The following is a 19,062-nucleotide window of genomic DNA, read 5'->3' as shown; positions in this document are numbered from 1 at the left end:
CCCTCAACGAATGGACGCGACAATCGCGCCTGAGCCGCGCGTGAGTCCGATCGAGAGATAGACAATCAGCAACGCGACCGAGCCGACGGTCAGACCGACGCGGCGAAAGCGCGCCTGGAGGTCTGCGACTTCCGGACTCGGACCCGCGGCCGAGATCCTCCAGATTTGCATGCCGATGTTTCCATATTGATAAAGCGCGAGGGCGATAACGACAACGACGAGGATCAATTTGATCGCAAGCAGAATCGAAACGCCGCCGATGAACAGCACGTTGAAGATTCCCGTCACAACCAGCACGGCCAGCGAGGTAAGCACGATCGCGCCCAGGCGGCGAACGATTCGGCGGGCGACGCGCAGCCGCGCGGGCGGATCGAGTTCCGCGGCCAAAACGGGAGCGAGTGCGAAAGTGCTGAACAGCGAGCCGCCCAGCGCGACGATCACGGCGACGATATGGATGAACAGCACGGCAAAGCGGAGACTAAGCATCAAGTACCGCTTGTATCGCTCCGAGTCGCGTCGGAGCAAGCGTAATTTTGCGGCGCGAGGGCCCCCGCGAAATGCTAGAATCATTTGCGGCAGGTGCAACCGACGTTACACGACCACGACGCCATCGAGAGCCATCACGGAGGAAACCGCGTGGACAAGCATCCGATTCGCTTTGGAGTGCAGACCGGACAGCAGAACATTGAATGGGAGCAATTGCGCGCCTTTTGGGGCAAGGCCGATAGCTGGGGGTACGACTCACTATGGGTGTTCGATCACTTCTATCCCATCTTCGTGCCCAACCCGACCGGCCCGTGCATGGAAAGCTGGACTCTACTGAGCGCACTCAGCCAGAACACCAAGCGTGCGCGTATCGGCGCGCTGGTCAACGGCAACACCTACCGCAACCCGTGTCTCATGGCGAAGATGGCCGCGACGCTCGATCAAGTGAGCGGTGGGAGGCTCAACCTGGGGCTCGGCGCCGGATGGTACGAGCTGGAACATCGGAGCTTCGGCATCGATTTCAAAACCGTTGGCGGCCGGCTCCAGGCGCTCGACGAATCATGCCAGATCATCAAGGGGATGTTCACCCAGGAGAAGACCACGCTCAAGGGCAAGCATTACAACGTGGTCGACGCGGTCTGTAATCCAAAGCCGGTGCAGAAGCATCTGCCCCTGATGATCGGCGGGCATGGCGAAAAGGTGCTGCTCAAGATAGTCGCGCAACATGCCGATATGTGGAACATGGGCAACGCCGATGCGGACGAGATGAAACGGCTCATCGGAGTGATCGAGCGCCACGGCGATACGGTCGGGCGCAATACCGATGAAATCGAAAAGACCCTGATGCTCGCGTTGTGCTACAAGGCCCCTAAACAGCGCGAGGAGACGCTTGCCGGGATCGTCACGATGATGGCGCAGACCACACCGGACAAGGCGCGCGATCGGATCATCATCGGCGGCAAGCAGGAGTGCGTGGATAAAATCGAACGATTCATCGAAGCCGGCGTCACGCACTTCATATTCATGCACAATCCACCGATGACCGCCGAAGAGGATATCCAGGCTTTCGCCGAAGACATCCTCCCGCAGTTCCGTTCGCGTTGAGCCGCGCGACGAGCGCGAATAATTCATCCCTCGGGAATTACTGAGCGGCCTAATCGATCACCGTAGCGACCGAGAACTTCCGCGTTGGCGCCCGCCAGACGCAAAACCGGCTCCTCGCGGTAACACCGAAGCGGTTATCAGGCCAAAACCTTGCCGAGGAATGCCGTTCGGTCTATACGACGAGTTGGAATCGGAGCGTAGAATGTGCAGCGAGGTCGGGCAAGCGATAGGCACCTAACTTGTATCGGCGCAATATTTCAAAACTGGCGGACATCCTGCTCGATCGCGGACGCTTCACCAGGACTGAGGCGATTGCGATTGCTATCGGGAGCACCGCCTTTGCGGTGCTCTTCTGCTACCCGCTGGTTTCCCATCTGTCGATTCCGGGTACTCTTAACGACTGGGATCAAATTTCCGCTTCCCAACGGGCCGCATATTGGACTGTCCGCCAATACCATCAGTTTCCATTCTGGGATCCGTTTGAATGCGGTGGCATGCCGATGCTTGGTGATCCCAATTCTCATTTCCTGACGCCCTGGTTTTTTCTCACGGTGATGTTCGGTCCGGTGGTGGGCCTGCATCTCGAGGTTATCCTTTACTGTGCGATCGCATGGGCGGGGGGCTACGTGCTGGGCCGAGTGCTCGGAATGAGACGTATCTCGGCAATCTGTACTGCTACCGCGTTCGCCGGAAGTTCATGGTTTTTCCTGCGCGCTTCCGAGGGCCAGATCGTTATCATGGTTTTCGTGTACCTGCCGTGGATAATTGCGGCCGGATGGACTGCATCGGAGCGCGGCAAGCTTCGATACGCGGCGCCGTGCGGCGCATTGATAGCGTTTAGCCTTTTTGAGGGCAACCCATATCTCCCACTCTTCGAAGGTCTGACGCTCGCGCTGGTGCTTGTTGGTCGAGCCGCGGTGCGGCTGAGTGCGCGCCCGCTGATCGCGCTAGTGGTCGCGGCGTTTTTCGCCGCTGGATTCGGCGCGGTCAAGGGTTTGCCGGTGATTGAGGTGATGGCATCGCATCCGCGCCCAACCGACGCAAACTTTACGAACTCGCTCGACGCGTTAAGTCAGTCACTGTTGTCCCGCAATCAAGATCGCAATCGGACAAGCGTGAACGGTTGGGGCTTCTGGGAATCGGGCGCATACGTGGGCTTGTTCGGGATAATCGCAGTGATGGCGCTGTTCTTCCCGCGCAGAGCCATCCCATGGATTTTCGCCGGAATAGTTCTCTTCGAATTGGCGCGCGGAGCGACCAGTCCGAACTGCCTGTGGGTCTGGTTGCACAGTATGCCGCTGTTTTCTTCGAGCCGCCTGCCGTCGCGCTTCCTGATTCCATTCGCGCTGATGGTGGCAGTGTTGGCCGGTGTCGGCATCGACGCCGTATGCAGCCGCGGCTCGCCGGCCGCGCTCGCAATTTCCGCCCTTCTCATACTCATTGGTGGCGTCGATTTGGTTCTGGTCGGTCCCCCCAACCTGCGCACCATATTGCTGGACGTGGTCGGTCCTGGTCCGACGCATGGCGAGTTCGCGCAATATGAACGCTCACCCGCACTCGCGGAGTCGGCGGTGATTCGGGATCACCAAGGCGTTGTGAACTGCTACGTGTCCCCCCCCTGGCCGACAGAGGCGAAAGGGTGGAACGAACCCGGCTATCGCGGAGAGCAGTACTTGCTCGGCGCAGGCTCCGTGACGCTTGCGCGATGGACTCCCAACCGCCTCGAATACGCCGTGGACGCGCCGGGGCCTTCGCTGTTGGTCGTCAATCAGAACTACGATCCATCGTGGCGAGTCATGTCGGGCGCGGGCCCAACCTTTTCCTGGGATGGATTGCTGGCGGTAAAGGCGCCGGCCGGAAAAAGCCGAATCGTCCTCAGATACATCAGCCTCGCGGCAATCTGCGGGATAATAGTCTCGATTCTGACCACGCTCGTCGCATTTGTCCTGATTCGATGGGAGTCGCGACGGGCGCTCCTTGACGCGAGCTAGAGATGGCCTAGCAAGGGTTGGAGCGGCGCCGACTTACGGATTGCGATTCTATCCGCCAAACCACTATCAGCGTCGCCAAAGCGAAAAGCGCGATCGCGCATGCCGCCACGATGTGGCGGGGAGTGTATACCAATTCGATTTCCTGGCGACCGGATGGAACGCGCACAGCGATAAGTCCATTCTCCGCGTAAGCGAATCCATTGCCGTGCGTCAAACGCCACCCAGGATACATAATCTGGTTGACCACCAGCGAGGTTGTTTGGGGAACGTCGACCTCGTAGCGCAGAAGGTTGGGCGACCATAGAGTCTCGGTCACTTTGCCGGCGCCAAGCAAGTAGTATTCACCGCGATATCCTGTCTGGTTGTATCCGAGTACGGTGCCCTTCGGTGGATCCACGTGATAGCCGCGGTCCCCGCAACTGAGGGAACCCATCCCAGCCATGGCTATCGACGTGAACGGCGGGGCCCATTCCGTATAGTACTGGCGAAACGTTTGCGATGGCGCAGGCGCCCGAGCTGCCGGTTGAAACAGGTAGCGGTAATTTGGCGCGCATACCAGCCACGCATCGGCCACGCCCACCGTGATTAGTATCCCGGCCAGGCGCCGGCCCCACTGTTGTGGCCGCTCGCACAATGATTGCGCACCGAGTGCGGCCAGCACACCGACACAGAATACCAGCGGAACCACCCAGCGTCCGCACAGACCGATGTTGCCGGCAAGAGGCAGAAGCCGCAACCACATCGTTGGCGCATTAGGGCTCGTGTCCCCGCGAAACAACGTGAAGAAAAAGATCGCCCCGAGCACCCACGGAAACGACTTGCGCACATTGCCGATTGCCCCGATTAGTGCGAGCAACGCAAAGGGCGCGCCGATATAGCCGGCATACTCGGAGAAGAGGAATGACGCGACCATCGGAGCGCAAAGGTCCTGGTCTCTCGAGAACAGTGAGACAAGAGCACCGTGCCAGCTCAGATAGGAAAGTTGTATTTCGCGCGGATGTATCGTCAACAGTTCGGCGGTAGGGATGAGCCTTGGCATGCTGAAGGCGATGGCGAAAATTCCGATCAGAGACGCAGCCAGAAGGGGCCGGACACTTAGTTGAGTCGTCGCGTACCATACCGCAACGATCGCGACCAGCATCGCGGCAAAAACGAATCCGTAATTCCCCTCCGTCAGCGTCAGCGCGCAGAGCAGTCCGCCCAGCATCGCTAGATGCCATCGCCGCAACCTGCACGACGCGAGCAGCAGCGCCAGAATCCACGGAATATAGGCGGCCGAGAGAAAGTTGAGGTGACCCAGAGCAATATGCAGCGATAGCCAGGAGCTCGATGGAAACATTGCGGCGAGCACAAGCGCGGCAAGCGGGACGAGGCCGAGTTCCCGCCCGAGTACGTAACCGCCGGCGAACATAATCGCGACATGCAGGTAAATCTCGAGGAGCATCCCGGGTATCAAGCCGAATATCAAATAGAGCAACAGGAACGGAGTGACTATTGCCGATTCTGGATTGCCAAGCATGGGCATCCCGCCGCACTTGTACGGATTCCAAAACGGCAATTGGTGAAAATGTGTCAGGGTGTAGTAGGGAACCCAGCGCAGTTGCACAAACAAATCACGGTCTGCGCCGTCGCTCGGGATCGCAGTAAAGTGTTCGAGCTGGGGCCTGATTAGCCAGGCGCCGATTCCCGGGCCGGATAAGCTGCTATCGCACAAAATCGGGTACAAAAAGACAAAAGCGAACGCGAGCGATAGGAGGACGAGCTGCTTAATCTCTCTCCGCGCGAAGAAGATTTCCGGACGCGTCGAAGACCATAAGATGACTCCGGTCGAATCGATTGACCTCCCTGCTTTCTCGGATGAGCTATTAGTCGGCACGCCGAAACTCATCGCAAGGCCGGCATCTGCGCTCATCGATTGAGATATTAAGCAATGACGACTTTCCCTCCTGTGGGCCGACCATATGCGGGTTCAGTTCGGGCTGATCGTAGTCCAAGTGGCGCCACCATCTGCGCTTGCGAACAACACCCCATTGCTCAGAATAGTAATTTCCATTCGAATATCGCGTCCGGGCGGCATCGTACCATAAAAGCGACTTTTCCTCCTATGGGCGGACGGGGAATTGAGTAGTAATCACCTGAGAAAGAAAATAAAACAACTTGCGCATCGCGTGGCTCGCGGGGCTGACAGCCGCTGGGTGGAGAGACGATACCATGAATAGGGTTCCCGAGAGCAGTTTGAACAAGGTGCCAGAAGTTACCCTGGCTTTCTGGGTCATCAAGATCGCCGCAACGACTATGGGTGAAACAGCCGCCGATGCGGTGTCGATGACTATGCATCTAGGGTACGCGATCGGCACCGCCATTTTCTTCACCTTCTTCATTGTCACTGTCGCAGCTCAGGTCACCTCGAAATCCTTCCATCCATTTCTGTATTGGGCCGTTATCGTCGCAACTACCACCGTAGGCACGACGATGGCGGACTATGCGGATCGTTCTCTCGGGATCGGTTACATCGGAGGTTCGCTGACTCTCTTCACCATGTTGATGCTTGTTCTTGGAATATGGCGGTTCACCATGGGCTCTGTGTCCGTCAACAACATCACGTCGGCCAAAGTCGAAATGTTCTACTGGACGACGATTCTATTCTCTAACACGCTGGGTACCGCCCTTGGCGACTTTCTAGCCGATGATTCCGGACTCGGATTCGGAGGAGGGGCGCTGGTTTTTGCCGGCGCGCTGGTGCTGGTCGCAGCCGCATACTTCTATACCAAGGCGTCGCACACATTGTTGTTTTGGATGGCGTTTATCCTGACCCGGCCGCTCGGTGCGACGCTCGGCGATCTCCTGACCAAGCCGCATGCGGATGGCGGTTTCAATCTCAGCCGTATCAGTTCTTCTTTAATCATCGCGATTTTCATCTTCGCCTGTATTTTGTTCACGCCCCAAAGAGCGGGCAGCCATCCGGGATAGCAGGAAATGAGCCTATGAGCGAACGCTGGACGAGGGTATCGCTGCGGCTCGGGGATGTCGATGAAGTTTGCATCGAAAAGCACGATGCATTTTGAAATGCCGCGAGCCTGAAGTATGAAAAAAGCCTTGTGGAATCAGCGCTTCCAGCATTGGCACGGGCGGTGCTGAAAATCTTGTCGCGACAGATGTCGAACGGATCGGACGACCCCCCTTGGTTACCCTGGGAACACTCTCGTCGCTCCGAACTGCGCGCGCACTAACAAACCGCACTAAACTTTATTAAATCGGGAAACCATCAGTGGAGGCACGACTATGGACCTTTGGACTTGGATACCACTTACCTTCGGGCTCGGCATCGCGGCCATAGGACTATGCTTCGCCTTCCTTTACGCCTGCGAGCGAATCTGAATCTACGAGGTTAGTCATGACTTACGTTACCGCTGCTGTCTGCGTCTTTCTTCTTGTGTATCTGACCGTAGCGCTGGTGCGCCCGGAATGGTTCTAAGCGGCAGACTCTCGCCCGGAGGTACCTAGCGATGTTGCAACTTTGGCTTCTTCCCGCCGCGCTGATTGTCACTGCGGTGTTAGTATCGATTCCACTTAGCAAATACTGTGCCTGGATCATGGAGGGCCAGTATCGGCCGCTGCCGGGATTTGGCTGGATCGAGCGCAAGCTCGACAGCGGTCCTCAAGACTGGAAGCAGTACACGGCCGCGCTTCTGATTTTCAACCTGTTACTGTTCGTCTGGGGTTACGTGGTGCTCGCGGTTCAACCGATTATGCCGCTGAATCCGCGTCACCTTGGCATGTTGGCGCCGACGACGATATTCAACTCCGTCACGTCCTTCATGACCAATACAAACCTGCAGGACTATTCAGGCGACGTACACTTCTCAAATTTCAGCCAGATTTTCTTCACCATTTCCAACCAGTACATATCCGCCGCGGTTGGCTTTTGTGCACTTGTGGCAATGATTCGCGCCTTCCGTGGCGAGCAGAAGGTCGGCAACTACTTCGTCGATATGTGGCGCGTGCTGATTTACATGTTTGTGCCGGCCGCGATCCTGTCCGGCGTGCTCTTCATGCAGCAGGGCATGCCGATGACGTTTAAGAGCACGATTCAGGTCGCCACTCTGGAACCGGGTGCGATGGGAACTGACGACAAAGGTGTGGCCAAGGAACAGACTATCGTGTTTGGCCCGGTCGCCGCAGCGATTCCGATCAAGCAGATCGGCACGAATGGCGGTGGATTCTTTGGCGCCAACTCCGCGCATCCGTATGAGAATCCGAGCGCGTGGACGAACTTCATCACCTGCTTCGACATGATGATGTTTCCGTTCACGCTGGTTCTGATGTTCGGCCGGATGCTGCGAAGAGTGAGGCACTCGATTGTGATCTACGGCGTGATGCTGACGCTCATGGTCGGCATGATCGCGTGGGCTATCTATTTCGAGCTGAAACCGAATCCTGGACTAACCGCACATCCCGCCAGTGTCACCTACAAGATTCCGAGTGCAACCGCAAAGGGTGGGTTCCGCGAATTGACCATTCCTCAAGTCGCGGGTCTGCCGATTGATCAACATCTGGGTAATCTCGAAGGCAAGGAAATGCGATTCGGCATCGTTGCCGCTCCCACCTTCGCCGCACTCACTACCGCAGTCACTTGCGGTGCTGTGAACTGCGCCCACGACAGCCTCAATCCTCTCACCGGGCTTTCGCCGATGGTGGGCATGTGGCTGAACTGCGTGTTCGGAGGCAAGGGCGTCGGCATGATTAACATCCTGCTCTTCCTCATCATTGGCGTATTCATCGCAGGCCAGATGGTGGGGCGCTCGCCGGAATATCTCGGCCGCAAAGTCGGCGCGCGTGAAGTCAAGCTGGCGGTTATCGCACTTCTGGTGCATCCGCTGATGATTCTTGGAACGACCGGTTTATTCGCGGCCACAAGCTGGGGCACCAAGGCGGAGTTCAATCCCGCCGCGCACGGCTTCTCAGAAGTTATGTATCAATTCACCTCGGCATCCGCGAACAACGGCTCGGGTTTCGAAGGGCTGGGCGATACCTGGGGCTTTAATGACAATCCCAATCCCGCTCCAACCAGCCGGCAATTGGATATCGCGGCGGGGTTGGTCATGCTGTTCAGTCGATACCTGCCAATCGTGGCGCCGATTGCGATGGCCGCCTTTCTTGGAATGAAGAAGGAGGCGCCATCCGGGCTCGGCACCATGCGCGACGACAGTATGACGTTCTACTGGCTCTTGCTCGGCACCATCGTAATCCTCGGCGCGCTAATGTTCTTACCTGTAGCCGCCCTCGGTCCGCTTGCCGATCACTGGGGTCCGATGCCGTTCGGCGGATAGGTCGATCGCTAAAGAAGATGTACCAATCGAGGATCCTCGAGAATGGAAGCTGTAAAAAACATACCGACGCCACCTGAACTGAAGATCACGCCTCAGGCACCGGTGCCGCCGCGGCGATCGCGAGCCCACGCGCTGTTCGCGTCGGAGCTGGTGCGTCCGGCGATCAAGGAAGCGTTCCTGATGCTGCGGCCCGACGTTCAGTGGCGCAATCCCGTCATGTTTGTCGTGGAAATCGGGTCGGTATTGACGCTCCTGTTCATTATACAGGCGTTTCTTAGCCAGTCGGTGAGCCAAGTTCCGATTAGCTACTTCATCGCACTCGATTTCTGGCTTTGGTTGACGGTGCTGTTCGCGAACTTTGCCACTGCACTGGCAGAAGCTCGCGGACGCGCCCAGGCTCAATCGCTCCGCAAGGCGCGCAAGGACACGCCCGGATACCGGCTCAAGGGCAAAGATATTATCGAGGAGGTTTCGTCCGCCGATCTGAAACCCGGCGACCGGGTCGTGGTCGAAGCGGGCCAGATCATCCCCGGCGACGGCGAGATTATTGAAGGGCTCGCGTCTGTCGACGAGTCCGCGATAACCGGCGAGTCAGCTCCCGTCATCCGCGAATCAGGCGGCGACCGTTCGGGTGTGACGGGCGGAACGCGGGTTCTCTCGGATCGCATCATCGTGGAAATTACGGCTGCCACGGGCGAATCGTTCCTCGATCGCATGATTGCTCTTGTCGAAGGTGCGGTTCGTCAACGCACGCCCAACGAAATCGCACTGAGCCTTGTGCTCACTGCTTTCACGCTGCTCTTCGTAATCGTTGTCGTGCCCCTTTGGCCGATGGCTCTCAACGCCGAGATCTACATGGCGAGCTATCTCGGAATGACGGAACCGCTGAAGAGCCTCGGCACGGACGTTCCTACCCTGGTGGCGCTGGTGGTATGCCTGATTCCGACGACGATCGGCGCGTTGCTGGCCGCGATCGGTATCGCCGGCATGGACCGTGCCCTTCAGGCGAACATTCTCGCCAAGAGCGGCAAAGCGGTTGAGACCGCAGGTGACATCGATGTCGTGCTGCTCGACAAGACCGGCACGATCACAATGGGCAATCGGCACGCGACTGATTTTCTGCCGGTCGGAAAATATACTGCTGCACAGCTCGGTCGTCTCGCCGCGCTCGCGTCAATCGCCGATCAAACGCCCGAAGGAAAGACGATCGTAAGACTCCACCTTGATCGGGGTGGAACCCCGGCCGACGTAACCGCTCCAGACGGCGCACAGTTCATTTCGTTCTCCGCACAGACGCGGATGAGCGGGATCGATCTTCCCGATGGCCGTCAAATTCGCAAGGGCGCACCGGAGGCCATAATACGCTTCGTCGAGCGTCAGTCCGGTACCGCTCCAGCCGAATTCCAGCCCGCAGTTGATGCGATTGGCAGGCAAGGCGCTACACCGCTCGCAGTCGCCGATGGCGCCACTGTCGTCGGTGTCGTCGTACTCTCCGATATTCTGAAAACCGGCATCAGCGAGCGCCTGGAGCGTCTGCGCAGGATGGGCGTGCGCAGCGTCATGATAACGGGCGACAATCCGCTCACCGCCGCGACAATCGCGAAGAAAGCAGGCGTTGATGACTTCGTCGCGCAGTGCACGCCCGAGGCGAAGCTCGCTTACATCCGCAAGGAGCAGGCCGACGGCAAGCTCGTCGCAATGATCGGAGACGGCACCAACGACGCGCCGGCGCTGGCGCAAGCGGACGTTGGCCTTGCGATGAATTCGGGCACCCAGGCCGCCAAGGAAGCCGGCAACATGGTCGACCTCGACAGCAACCCGACCAAGTTGCTCGAGGTCGTTGAGATCGGCAAGCAGTTGCTGATGACGCGCGGCGCGCTGACGACATTCTCGATCGCCAACGATGTCGCGAAATACTTCGCGATCGTGCCTGCGCTGTTCGCCGGCACATTGCCGTGGTTGAAGGTGATGGACGTCATGCACCTTCACTCGCCAACTTCGGCCATACTCTCGGCGGTTATATTCAACGCGGTAATCATTCCGCTACTCATCCCGATCGCGCTTCGCGGAGTGCGGTATCGTCCGCTGGGAGCCGACGCGCTGCTGCGTAAAAACCTGCTGATTTGGGGTTTGGGCGGTGTCGTTCTTCCGTTCGCGGGAATCAAGCTGATCGACATGATCATGGTCGCGGGACACCTGATTTCTTAACGAGAGGCACCTAGAGGCAGAGCCATGTCACGCTATTTTTCAAAGAGTTTTCTGCTCTTCCTGTTCGTCATTCCGATAATCTGCATAATATACCCATCTGTGCTATGGGTAATTGGCCAGGTGTTCTTCCCCTTCCAGGCCAACGGCAGCATTGTCAATGGTCCGGATGGAAAGCCGGTCGGCTCCCTGTTAATCGCGCAGCCGTTCACCAAGGATGAGTATTTTCAGCCGCGGCCGTCCGCGGCGTCATACGACGCATCGGCGTCGGCACCCTCGAACCTTTCCGCTTCGAACTACCTTCTTCGGGACCGTGTCGCGCGCGCCCTTGGCCCAATCGTGGTATACAGCGACGGCCCGAAAAAGGGTCAGCAGATTGCGCCGGATATTGAGGCCTGGTTTCAGCAGGACAAGTTTGGCGGACAGCCGCACATCGTCGCGCAGTGGGACGATGCTCACAATGAACTCGCGACAGGCTGGGTGAGTGCCGATCCGACACACGCCGCATACGTTGATGACTGGACGAAGAAGCATCCGAACGAAGTATCTAAGTGGAAGAAGGACAATCCCGGCACGCCGGATCCAAAGGCTGCTGATCTGGCGGTGCTCTTTTTCGAAACGTTCTCGAAAGACAATCCGGGCAAGTTCCCCTCGGCAGTTTCTCACCAGGGCGCTGACGGAAAAACCGTCACCGCAATTGAGCCGGTGAACCAGGGATCGGATATACAGTCGATCTTCTTCGACATGTGGCGTCAGGAGCATGCCGATGCACCCCTGCAGGATGTGCCGGCCGATATGGTAATGGCGTCGGGCTCCGGTCTCGATCCTCACATCAGCCTGCCGAACGCCGAGTATCAATTGGATCGCATTTCCCAGAAATGGGCTTCCGACACCAAGCGCGATCCGAAACAGGTTCGTAACGAGATCGAGCAGATGATCGAAGCCAATGCGTGCGCGCCGTTCGGTGGGCTCGCGGGCGAAAAGTTCGTCAACGTGCTGGAACTCAACCTCGCATTGAGAAACAAGTACGGGCAGCCTCAATAGATCGAAGCGCGGACCTCGGATACGGCAAACGCCCGGGCTCTTAGCGGGCGAGGTTCCCAATATGGAAGCCACAGACGGCCTCCAGGTGGCACGGGTTGCCCACGCGCGCGGCATAAGCGAAGATCAGGTGTGGCAGTTGATTGCCGAGAACACGCGGCCGCGATTTGCGGGAATCTTCGGCGGAGCCCGGCGTAAACGCGCTGCTGCTGAACCTGGCCCTCGATCGCGCCGCGGGAAGTCATGGCGGAACAACTCCCGGGACTTGAATGGACGATGAAAAACGGCCTGAGCCCGAAGCTTTTCTCGATCTTGTGCCCCAAACTCAACGGGGACGGCTCAAAGTTTATATCGGCGCCGCCGCCGGCGTAGGCAAGACATACAGGATGCTCGAGGAGGCGCATCAGCTCCGCGATCGGGGAGTGGATGTCGTGCTCGGCTTGATTGAAACGCACAACCGCCGCGAGACGGAGGAGCGGATTGGCAACCTCGAGGTCGTTGCGCGCCGCCAGATTTCGTACCGCGGAGTTACGCTGGAAGAGATGGACATCGATGCGATCATCGCGCGCAAGCCCGAGGTTGTGATCGTCGATGAGCTCGCGCATACCAACGCCCCCGGCTCCGGCCACGAAAAGCGCTACCAGGACGTCGAGCAGATCGTCAGCACCGGCATCAATGTGATTACCGCCATGAACATCCAGCACGTCGAAAGTCTGAACGCGGTGATGAGGCGCCTCACCGGCATCGACGTACGCGAGACGGTGCCCGATTCGTTCCTCGCGCGCGCCGATCAAATCGTTGACATCGATATGCCCATGGAAGCGCTGCGCGAACGACTGCGCGAGGGGAAGATTTACCCGCAAGACCAGATCGAACACGCGCTGAAGAATTTTTTCAAGCCGAGCAATCTTGCCTCGCTCCGTGAACTGGCGCTGCGCGAGGTCGCGCGCAGTCTGGACCGCCAGCGCCTCGACCGCGAGGCGCTCAAGCGCGAGGGCGGCCGCCACGCGAACGTGATCGATCGCATCATGGTCGGAATCTCGTCCAACGCCGCCGACACCGGACAACTGCTGCGCAAGGCTTCGCGCATCGCCGGACAGCTCAACGCCGAATGGTTCGCCGTGCACATCGAGACGCCCGCCGAGTCGGTGAAAAATATCGGCACCAGGGATTTCGTCGCGCTGCTCAACAACATCAATGTCGCGAGCGACCTCGGCGCCGAAACCGTGTGGCTCAAGTCCGACGATGTGGTCAAGGCGCTGATCGACTTCGCGCACGACAAGGGCGTGACGAAGCTAATCGTCGGCCGGACCCATCAGCCGCGATGGCGCCGGTGGCTCAAGGGCGACGTGCCGGCGCGGCTGGTTGCGGACGCACGCGATCTCGACGTGGAAATCGTCGCGACCGAAGAACGGGAGGAATCGCGATGAGCGCGCCGTCGCTGCAACGCCAAATTCGCAACGGTACTTTGCTGATGCTGGCGTTGGTCGTGATGCTGGGACTCTACACGCTGCCGCGGGTCTACTCGCTTGGCGGCGCAATCCGCGAGACCCTCTATCGCAACTACATCAGCATCGAGGCCGCACAGAACATGCACGCCGCGCTCACCGCGCTTCAGATCGCCGAGCATGACGGCCGCGCCAGGGACGTCCTGCCCGAGGCGCGGCACAATTTCTTGCAGTGGATCGACGTCGAGAATCATGGCTTGACTGAAGTTGGCGAGCCTGAACTCGCCGCCGATATCGCCCGGCGCGGCAACCATCTGTTCGCCGACATCACCGCCGCGCCGCCCGGCACGTTTCACGATCGCGAATTCGCCGAATTGAACGGCCGCCTCGACGATCTGATCGCGATGAACAAGGCCGCCATGTTCCGCGCGGACAGCCGCTCGGTAAAGCTGGGCCGGCGGCTCGCGTACGAATTCGCCGCCGGGCTTGCGCTGGTGCTGCTGGTGGGCGCCGCCGTCTCGTGGGGTCTCGGATGGCGGCTCTCAAAGCCGCTCACGGAACTCGCCGAGCGGCTGCGCGGAATCAGTCAGCGCAAGTCGCAGGTGCGGCTTGGCCCCCAGCCGCTGGCCGAGCTCGAAGCGGTCGCGCGCGAATTCAACCAGATGGCCGAGCGACTCGAACAGTACGACGAGCTCAACGTCGAGCGTCTGGTTTACGAAAAGAGCAAGACCGAAGCGATCATCGAGAGCCTCGAAGACGGCGTCGTGCTAATCGATACGGAGGGAATCGTTGCACACATAAATGAGATCGCGGCGCTGATCCTCGGCGTCGATCTTCACGATGCACTCGGCAGTCCGTTCGACGATCTCAGCAGCAACCATCCTCATTACCTCCGCGTTCGCGACGCGCTGCGCACACTTCAGAGGGCCGGGCCGGCCGGCCAGCGCACTGAAATCGATCTTCACGTCCGCGGCCGCGATCATTCCTACGTGCTGAAGTCTGTCCCGCTTCATCATACGGCCGGCAAGTCGCTTGGGACCCTGCTGATTCTGCAGGACGTGACCTACCTCCGCGATCAGGATCGCGCCCGCACCAACCTGGTCGCCACCCTGTCGCACGAACTCAGGACCCCGCTCACCTCGCTGGCGCTGTCGGCGGAGCTGCTGAGCCGGGATGTGCGGGATTTAAATCCGAAGAGCAGCGAACTGCTGCAGGTGATCCTCGAAGAATGCTCGCGGATGCGTCAGCTTACCGACAACCTGCTCAACCTCGCGCGCGGCGAGATTCCCGCGATCGCCGTCCAGCAAAAGCGTCTCGATCTTGCCCGGCTGGCTGCCGACGTGACCAAGCGCTTCGCAATCCAGGCGCGCGAGAAGCACATCGAGATCCAGGAGCACATCGAATCGGTGCCCGAGGTCATCGGCGACCCGGTCAAGCTCTCGTGGGTGATTTCAAACCTGCTCGGCAACGCGCTCCGCTACACCCCGGCCGGTGGAACTATCAAAGTCTCGACGCTCGGCGCCAAGCAGGCCACGCGGCTGGAAGTCACCGACTCGGGGCCCGGAATTCCGCCCGAGCTGAAAGACTATATTTTCGAGCGTTTCGTGCAGTACGGTTCCGACGGGCTCGAAAAGGGATCGGCCGGGCTGGGTCTGTCGATCGTCAAGGAAATTGTCGAGGCCCATGGCGGCAGGATTTTCGTCGAGAACGCCAACTCTCACGGCTCGCGATTCATCGTCGAAATTCCCGCCGCACAGGAGATTTGATGGCCAAGCTGCTCATTGTCGATGACGAGCGCAATATCCGCCGAAGTCTCGTCTCGTTTTTCGAGTCGCTTGGCCACGAGGTTCGCGCGGCTGAGAACGGCACGCAGGCCGTAGCTCTCCTCGCCGAGACGCAGTTCGATCTGGTTCTGACCGACTACCGGATGGCCGAGATGAGCGGGCTCGAACTGCTCCACGAGATCAAGCGGCGCGCGCCCGAGTGCCTGGTAATTCTGATGACCGCCTACGCGACCGTTGAAAATGCCGTCGAGGCGATGAAGTCCGGCGCCTACGACTATGTCACCAAGCCGTTCTCGCTCGAACAGATTCAGCACACCGTCGATCGGGCGCTGCACGTCGGGGTGCTTCAGGCGGAAAATCGCGCACTGCGCAGCGCCATCGATGAGGAGCCGCTGCTCGACTCGCGCAGCCCCACGATGCAACACCTGCTCGAAACTGCGCGTCAGGCCGCCGCCAGTGACGCGACTATTCTGCTCACCGGCGAGAGCGGCACCGGCAAAAACGTTATCGCCCGGCAGATCCATCGATGGAGCCGCCGCCAGAGCAAGCCGTTCGTCGTCGTCAATTGCACCACGCTCTCGGAAGAACTTCTGGAGAGCGAGTTGTTCGGGCACGTCCGCGGCGCGTTCACCGGCGCGGTCAAGGACAAGCCCGGGCGGCTCGAGGCGGCCAACGGCGGGAGCGTTTTCCTCGACGAGATTGCCGACTTGACGCCGACCCTCCAGACCAAGTTCCTGCGCTTCCTGCAGGATCAGAACTTCGAGCGGGTCGGCGGCGAACGCACGATTCACGTCGATGCGCGAATAATCGCGGCGTCCAATCGCGACCTCGACTCCGAAGTCGCCGCGCATCACTTTCGCGAGGATCTCTATTACCGCCTCAACGTCATCACCCTTCGCGTGCCTCCGTTGCGCGAACGGCGCGAGGATATTCTGCCGCTCGCACAATGGCTGCTGAGCGTCGCCGCCGTGCGCAATTCGCATCCCGGCCTCGCATTTTCACCCGGAGCGACCGCGGCGCTCACGCGCTATCGATGGCCCGGGAATGTGCGCGAACTTCGCAACGCGATCGAACGCGGCACCGTCCTGATGCGCGGCGAGGCGATCGCCCCCGATGACCTGCCCGATTCGCTGTTTCACGATTCGACCGAGGCGCTCAGCGGCATCCCCAACGCTGCCAGCCTCGATGAAGTCGAGCGCGAGCACATCGCGCGCGTGCTCGCCGCCAGCGCCACGCTCGAAGAAGCCGCCGACACGCTCGGCATCAACGTCACGACGCTGTGGCGTAAGCGCCGGCGCTACGGAATCGAATAGTCGCAAGCGGCCGCCGTTCGCGCGATTCTGAAGCCGCACGCCGAAAGGAGCAACCGTGGAATATCGCAAGCTCGGCAACTCGGGACTCAAGGTTTCGGCCGTCGGACTGGGATGCAACAACTTTGGCATGCGATGCGACGCGGAGCAGACGCGCGCTGTGGTGCATCAGGCGCTCGACGACGGCGTCACGCTGTTCGACACCGCCGACATATACGGCAATCGGGGCGGCTCCGAAGAGTTGCTCGGCAAGGCGCTCGGAGATCGCCGTCGCGAGGTTGTCGTCGCGACCAAATTCGGCATGGCGATGGGCGACGGTCCCTACCTGCGCGGCGCATCGTGCCGCTATATCATCGCGGCCGCCGAGGCGAGCCTTAAACGGCTGGGCACTGATTATATCGATCTGTATCAGATTCACGGCCCGGACGCCGAGACGCCGCAACAGGAAACTCTCGAGGCGCTGAACGATCTCGTTCGCTCCGGCAAGGTCCGCTATATCGGATGTAGTAACTTCGCCGCGTGGCAGACCGTCGATGCGCTCTGGATATCGCGCAGCCGCGGACTTGCCTCGTACATCTCCGCGCAAAATCAGTACAACTTGCTCGACCGCCGCATCGAACGCGAACTCGTCCCCGCATGCCGTCAGTTCGGAGTAGGTATCCTGCCTTACTTTCCACTGGCTAGTGGATTTCTGACCGGCAAATACCGGCGCGGCGCCGAACCGCCAAAGGGCACCCGGCTTTCTCTCGTGCAACGGATGGCGCAGCAGGCGCTCACCGACGAAAATTTCGCGACGCTCGAACGGCTCGAGAAGTTCGCGCGCAGCCGCGAGCACACGATGCTCGAGCTGGCCGTGGGATGGCTCGGGTCGCAGCCGGAGGTTTCCAGCGTAATTTCCGGCGCGACCAGCCCCGAGCAGGTCACCCAGAACGTGAAGGCGGGAAATTGGAAATTGTCCGCCGAGGAACTGGCCGAAGTCGACAAGCTCACCCGCCGCTAAGCGACAGCGATCGCTCCGGTCAATTGCCGCGACGAGTGGATCGGCGTCGGCGATCATCTATTTGTAGTGGACATGAAGCGGCCCCGCCGTCTTAAGGACCGGCGGGGCCATTCGATCTGAGTATCGGAAGCTATACGCCTGTTCAGGCGGTATCGCGCCCGCGATTATTTCTTCGCTTCTTCGTGCACTCCGTTCTCGTGACCGCCCTCGTGACCCGCATTCGCTTGCTTGTTCTCTTCAGGCCGCTGGCGAGACGACTGCTCCTGGTGAGCCGCCGGCTTCTCTTGATGAGAGGCTTGCTGCGGACGCTCCTGCTCCTGACGGCTCTTCGGCTGGACCTGCGCCTGCTCCTTGTGAGTAGCCTGCTGCTGTTGATGCGTGGCCTGCTGCTGACGGTCCTTCTGCTGGACTTGCGCCTGCTTCTGCTGCGTCTGTTGCTCGCGCGACGCTTGCTGCTGGCGGTTCGCCTCGTTCCGTTGATCGGTTGCAGCCTTCTGCTGATTCCCCTGTTTCTGCTGATTCGAGGCCTGCTGCTGGCGATTCTGCTGATTTCCCTCGTTCGCCGTCCGCATCACGGCCCGATGGTCTTGCGGCTCAGTGTGACTCACCCAGTTTTGGTGTTGGCTAATCCAGTTGGGATGGTTGGCGGAAACCCAACTCGGGTTCTGGTTGTACCACCATTGGCCGTAATGCCAGTTGTGCTGGGCGTCGTAGGCGCCGTCCTGGGCAAGCCACTGCGAATTCCACGATATCCAATTCGGATGATTGGCGTAGAAGAAGTCAGGATCGTGCTGATGCCACCAATAGGCATCGTGCCAGTTGCCGTTGTTGTCGTAGTCGCCATCTTCGTTGAGCCACAGCGCGTCCATGATGGCCCATTCCGGATGATTGGCGTAGAACCACATGATGTCGTGCTGATGCCACCATCGGGCGCCGTGCCAGATGTGATTATTGTCGTATGCGCCCCATCCGGCTTCTCCCGGTCCTCCGTAGTAGCCCGGGGCCGCATAGCCTGGACCATATTGCGCGAACGCCGGCGCTGCGATCGCGAGCGCCAGAATCGCACCGGACAAGGTAATCGTTTTTTTCAGTTTGTTTTTCATCAATTTAATTTCCATACGCAGCAATGCCGTGAGACTGGGTCGTCCCGTGCGAACCTCCTCAAGCCTTATGCTTTGACGATTTGCGATGGTCTAGCGGAACGTGGTCGAAGGCGAGCGGAAAGGCCACTGTTGGGCTGGATCAGAGTCGGCCCCGAATCCTATATCGAATCCGACTAGTCGATAATATATTTAGTCATTCGGAATGTCAAAATGACTAATCCAAATTAACGTGAATGCGGTGCTCGGGAGAACAAACTGAC

At 59.5% G+C, this 19,062-nt stretch carries 14 protein-coding genes; 11 read left to right on the top strand and 3 right to left on the bottom strand.

Annotation, left to right across the window (positions count from 1 at the left end; translation table 11 throughout):
- Positions 1-3 precede the first annotated feature (3 nt).
- Positions 4-486, bottom strand: coding sequence for a DUF4149 domain-containing protein (locus tag ABR989_RS04140; protein WP_428125926.1), 483 nt, complete (start codon positions 484-486; stop codon positions 4-6).
- A gap of 93 nt (positions 487-579) precedes the next feature.
- On the opposite strand from ABR989_RS04140, the gene ABR989_RS04135 reads away from it, so the two are divergent.
- Both ABR989_RS04135 and ABR989_RS04130 read left to right on the top strand, forming a co-directional pair.
- Positions 580-1,590 carry a TIGR03560 family F420-dependent LLM class oxidoreductase gene (locus tag ABR989_RS04135; protein WP_428125925.1) on the top strand — a complete coding sequence of 337 codons (1,011 nt, stop codon included), beginning with the start codon at positions 580-582 and terminating at the stop codon, positions 1,588-1,590.
- Between the two features lie 239 nt (positions 1,591-1,829).
- A complete protein-coding gene (locus ABR989_RS04130; RefSeq protein WP_428125924.1) occupies positions 1,830-3,581 on the top strand; it encodes a hypothetical protein in 1,752 nt (583 codons plus the stop codon).
- Between the two features lie 7 nt (positions 3,582-3,588).
- Here the strand turns inward: ABR989_RS04130 and ABR989_RS04125 are convergent, their stop codons facing one another.
- Positions 3,589-5,139 (bottom strand): hypothetical protein, encoded by a 1,551-nt coding sequence (locus tag ABR989_RS04125; protein ID WP_428125923.1) that lies wholly within the window; start codon positions 5,137-5,139, stop codon positions 3,589-3,591.
- A 653-nt stretch (positions 5,140-5,792) separates the two neighbouring features.
- Here ABR989_RS04125 and ABR989_RS04120 point away from each other — a divergent pair.
- The 9 genes from ABR989_RS04120 (at position 5,793) to ABR989_RS04080 (ending at position 17,699) form a co-directional block, all read left to right on the top strand.
- Positions 5,793-6,551 carry a COG4705 family protein gene (locus tag ABR989_RS04120; RefSeq protein WP_428125922.1) on the top strand — a complete coding sequence of 253 codons (759 nt, stop codon included), beginning with the start codon at positions 5,793-5,795 and terminating at the stop codon, positions 6,549-6,551.
- Between the two features lie 536 nt (positions 6,552-7,087).
- On the top strand, positions 7,088-8,911 hold the full coding sequence (gene kdpA / locus ABR989_RS04115) for a potassium-transporting ATPase subunit KdpA (protein ID WP_428125920.1): 1,824 nt from the start codon (positions 7,088-7,090) through the stop codon (positions 8,909-8,911).
- A 42-nt stretch (positions 8,912-8,953) separates the two neighbouring features.
- Positions 8,954-11,119: a potassium-transporting ATPase subunit KdpB gene (gene kdpB / locus ABR989_RS04110; RefSeq protein ID WP_428125919.1), complete on the top strand. Its 2,166-nt coding sequence runs from the start codon at positions 8,954-8,956 to the stop codon at positions 11,117-11,119.
- A gap of 24 nt (positions 11,120-11,143) precedes the next feature.
- Entirely contained in the window at positions 11,144-12,160 is a 1,017-nt protein-coding gene (locus tag ABR989_RS04105; protein ID WP_428125918.1) for a potassium-transporting ATPase subunit C, read from the top strand.
- Positions 12,161-12,221: 61 nt separating this feature from the next.
- Positions 12,222-12,437, top strand: a complete 216-nt coding sequence (locus tag ABR989_RS04100) for a potassium-transporting ATPase subunit C (protein WP_428125916.1) — start codon at positions 12,222-12,224, stop codon at positions 12,435-12,437.
- Positions 12,427-13,587, top strand: coding sequence for a histidine kinase (locus tag ABR989_RS04095; protein WP_428125915.1), 1,161 nt, complete (start codon positions 12,427-12,429; stop codon positions 13,585-13,587). The genes ABR989_RS04100 and ABR989_RS04095 overlap by 11 nt, the downstream gene beginning before the upstream one ends.
- The gene (locus ABR989_RS04090; RefSeq protein ID WP_428125913.1) at positions 13,584-15,371 is read left to right on the top strand and encodes a sensor histidine kinase; all 1,788 of its coding nucleotides are present in this window, start codon (positions 13,584-13,586) and stop codon (positions 15,369-15,371) included. The genes ABR989_RS04095 and ABR989_RS04090 overlap by 4 nt, the downstream gene beginning before the upstream one ends.
- Complete coding sequence (locus ABR989_RS04085) at positions 15,371-16,702, top strand: sigma-54-dependent transcriptional regulator (protein ID WP_428125911.1); 1,332 nt, start codon at positions 15,371-15,373, stop codon at positions 16,700-16,702. Before ABR989_RS04090 ends, ABR989_RS04085 begins: the two co-directional genes overlap by 1 nt.
- A 55-nt stretch (positions 16,703-16,757) precedes the next feature.
- Positions 16,758-17,699 carry an aldo/keto reductase gene (locus tag ABR989_RS04080; protein ID WP_428125910.1) on the top strand — a complete coding sequence of 314 codons (942 nt, stop codon included), beginning with the start codon at positions 16,758-16,760 and terminating at the stop codon, positions 17,697-17,699.
- 164 nt (positions 17,700-17,863) lie between these two features.
- On the opposite strand, the gene ABR989_RS04075 is transcribed toward ABR989_RS04080, so the two are convergent.
- A complete protein-coding gene (locus tag ABR989_RS04075; protein WP_428125909.1) occupies positions 17,864-18,802 on the bottom strand; it encodes a hypothetical protein in 939 nt (312 codons plus the stop codon).
- Between the last annotated feature and the right edge of the window lie 260 nt (positions 18,803-19,062).

Source organism: Binatus soli (SeqCode), assembly GCF_050015535.1.
Lineage (GTDB): Bacteria > Desulfobacterota > Binatia > Binatales > Binataceae > Binatus > Binatus soli.
Note: the sequence above shows the minus strand (reverse complement) of the source record. Positions and strands in the feature narration are given on the sequence as shown.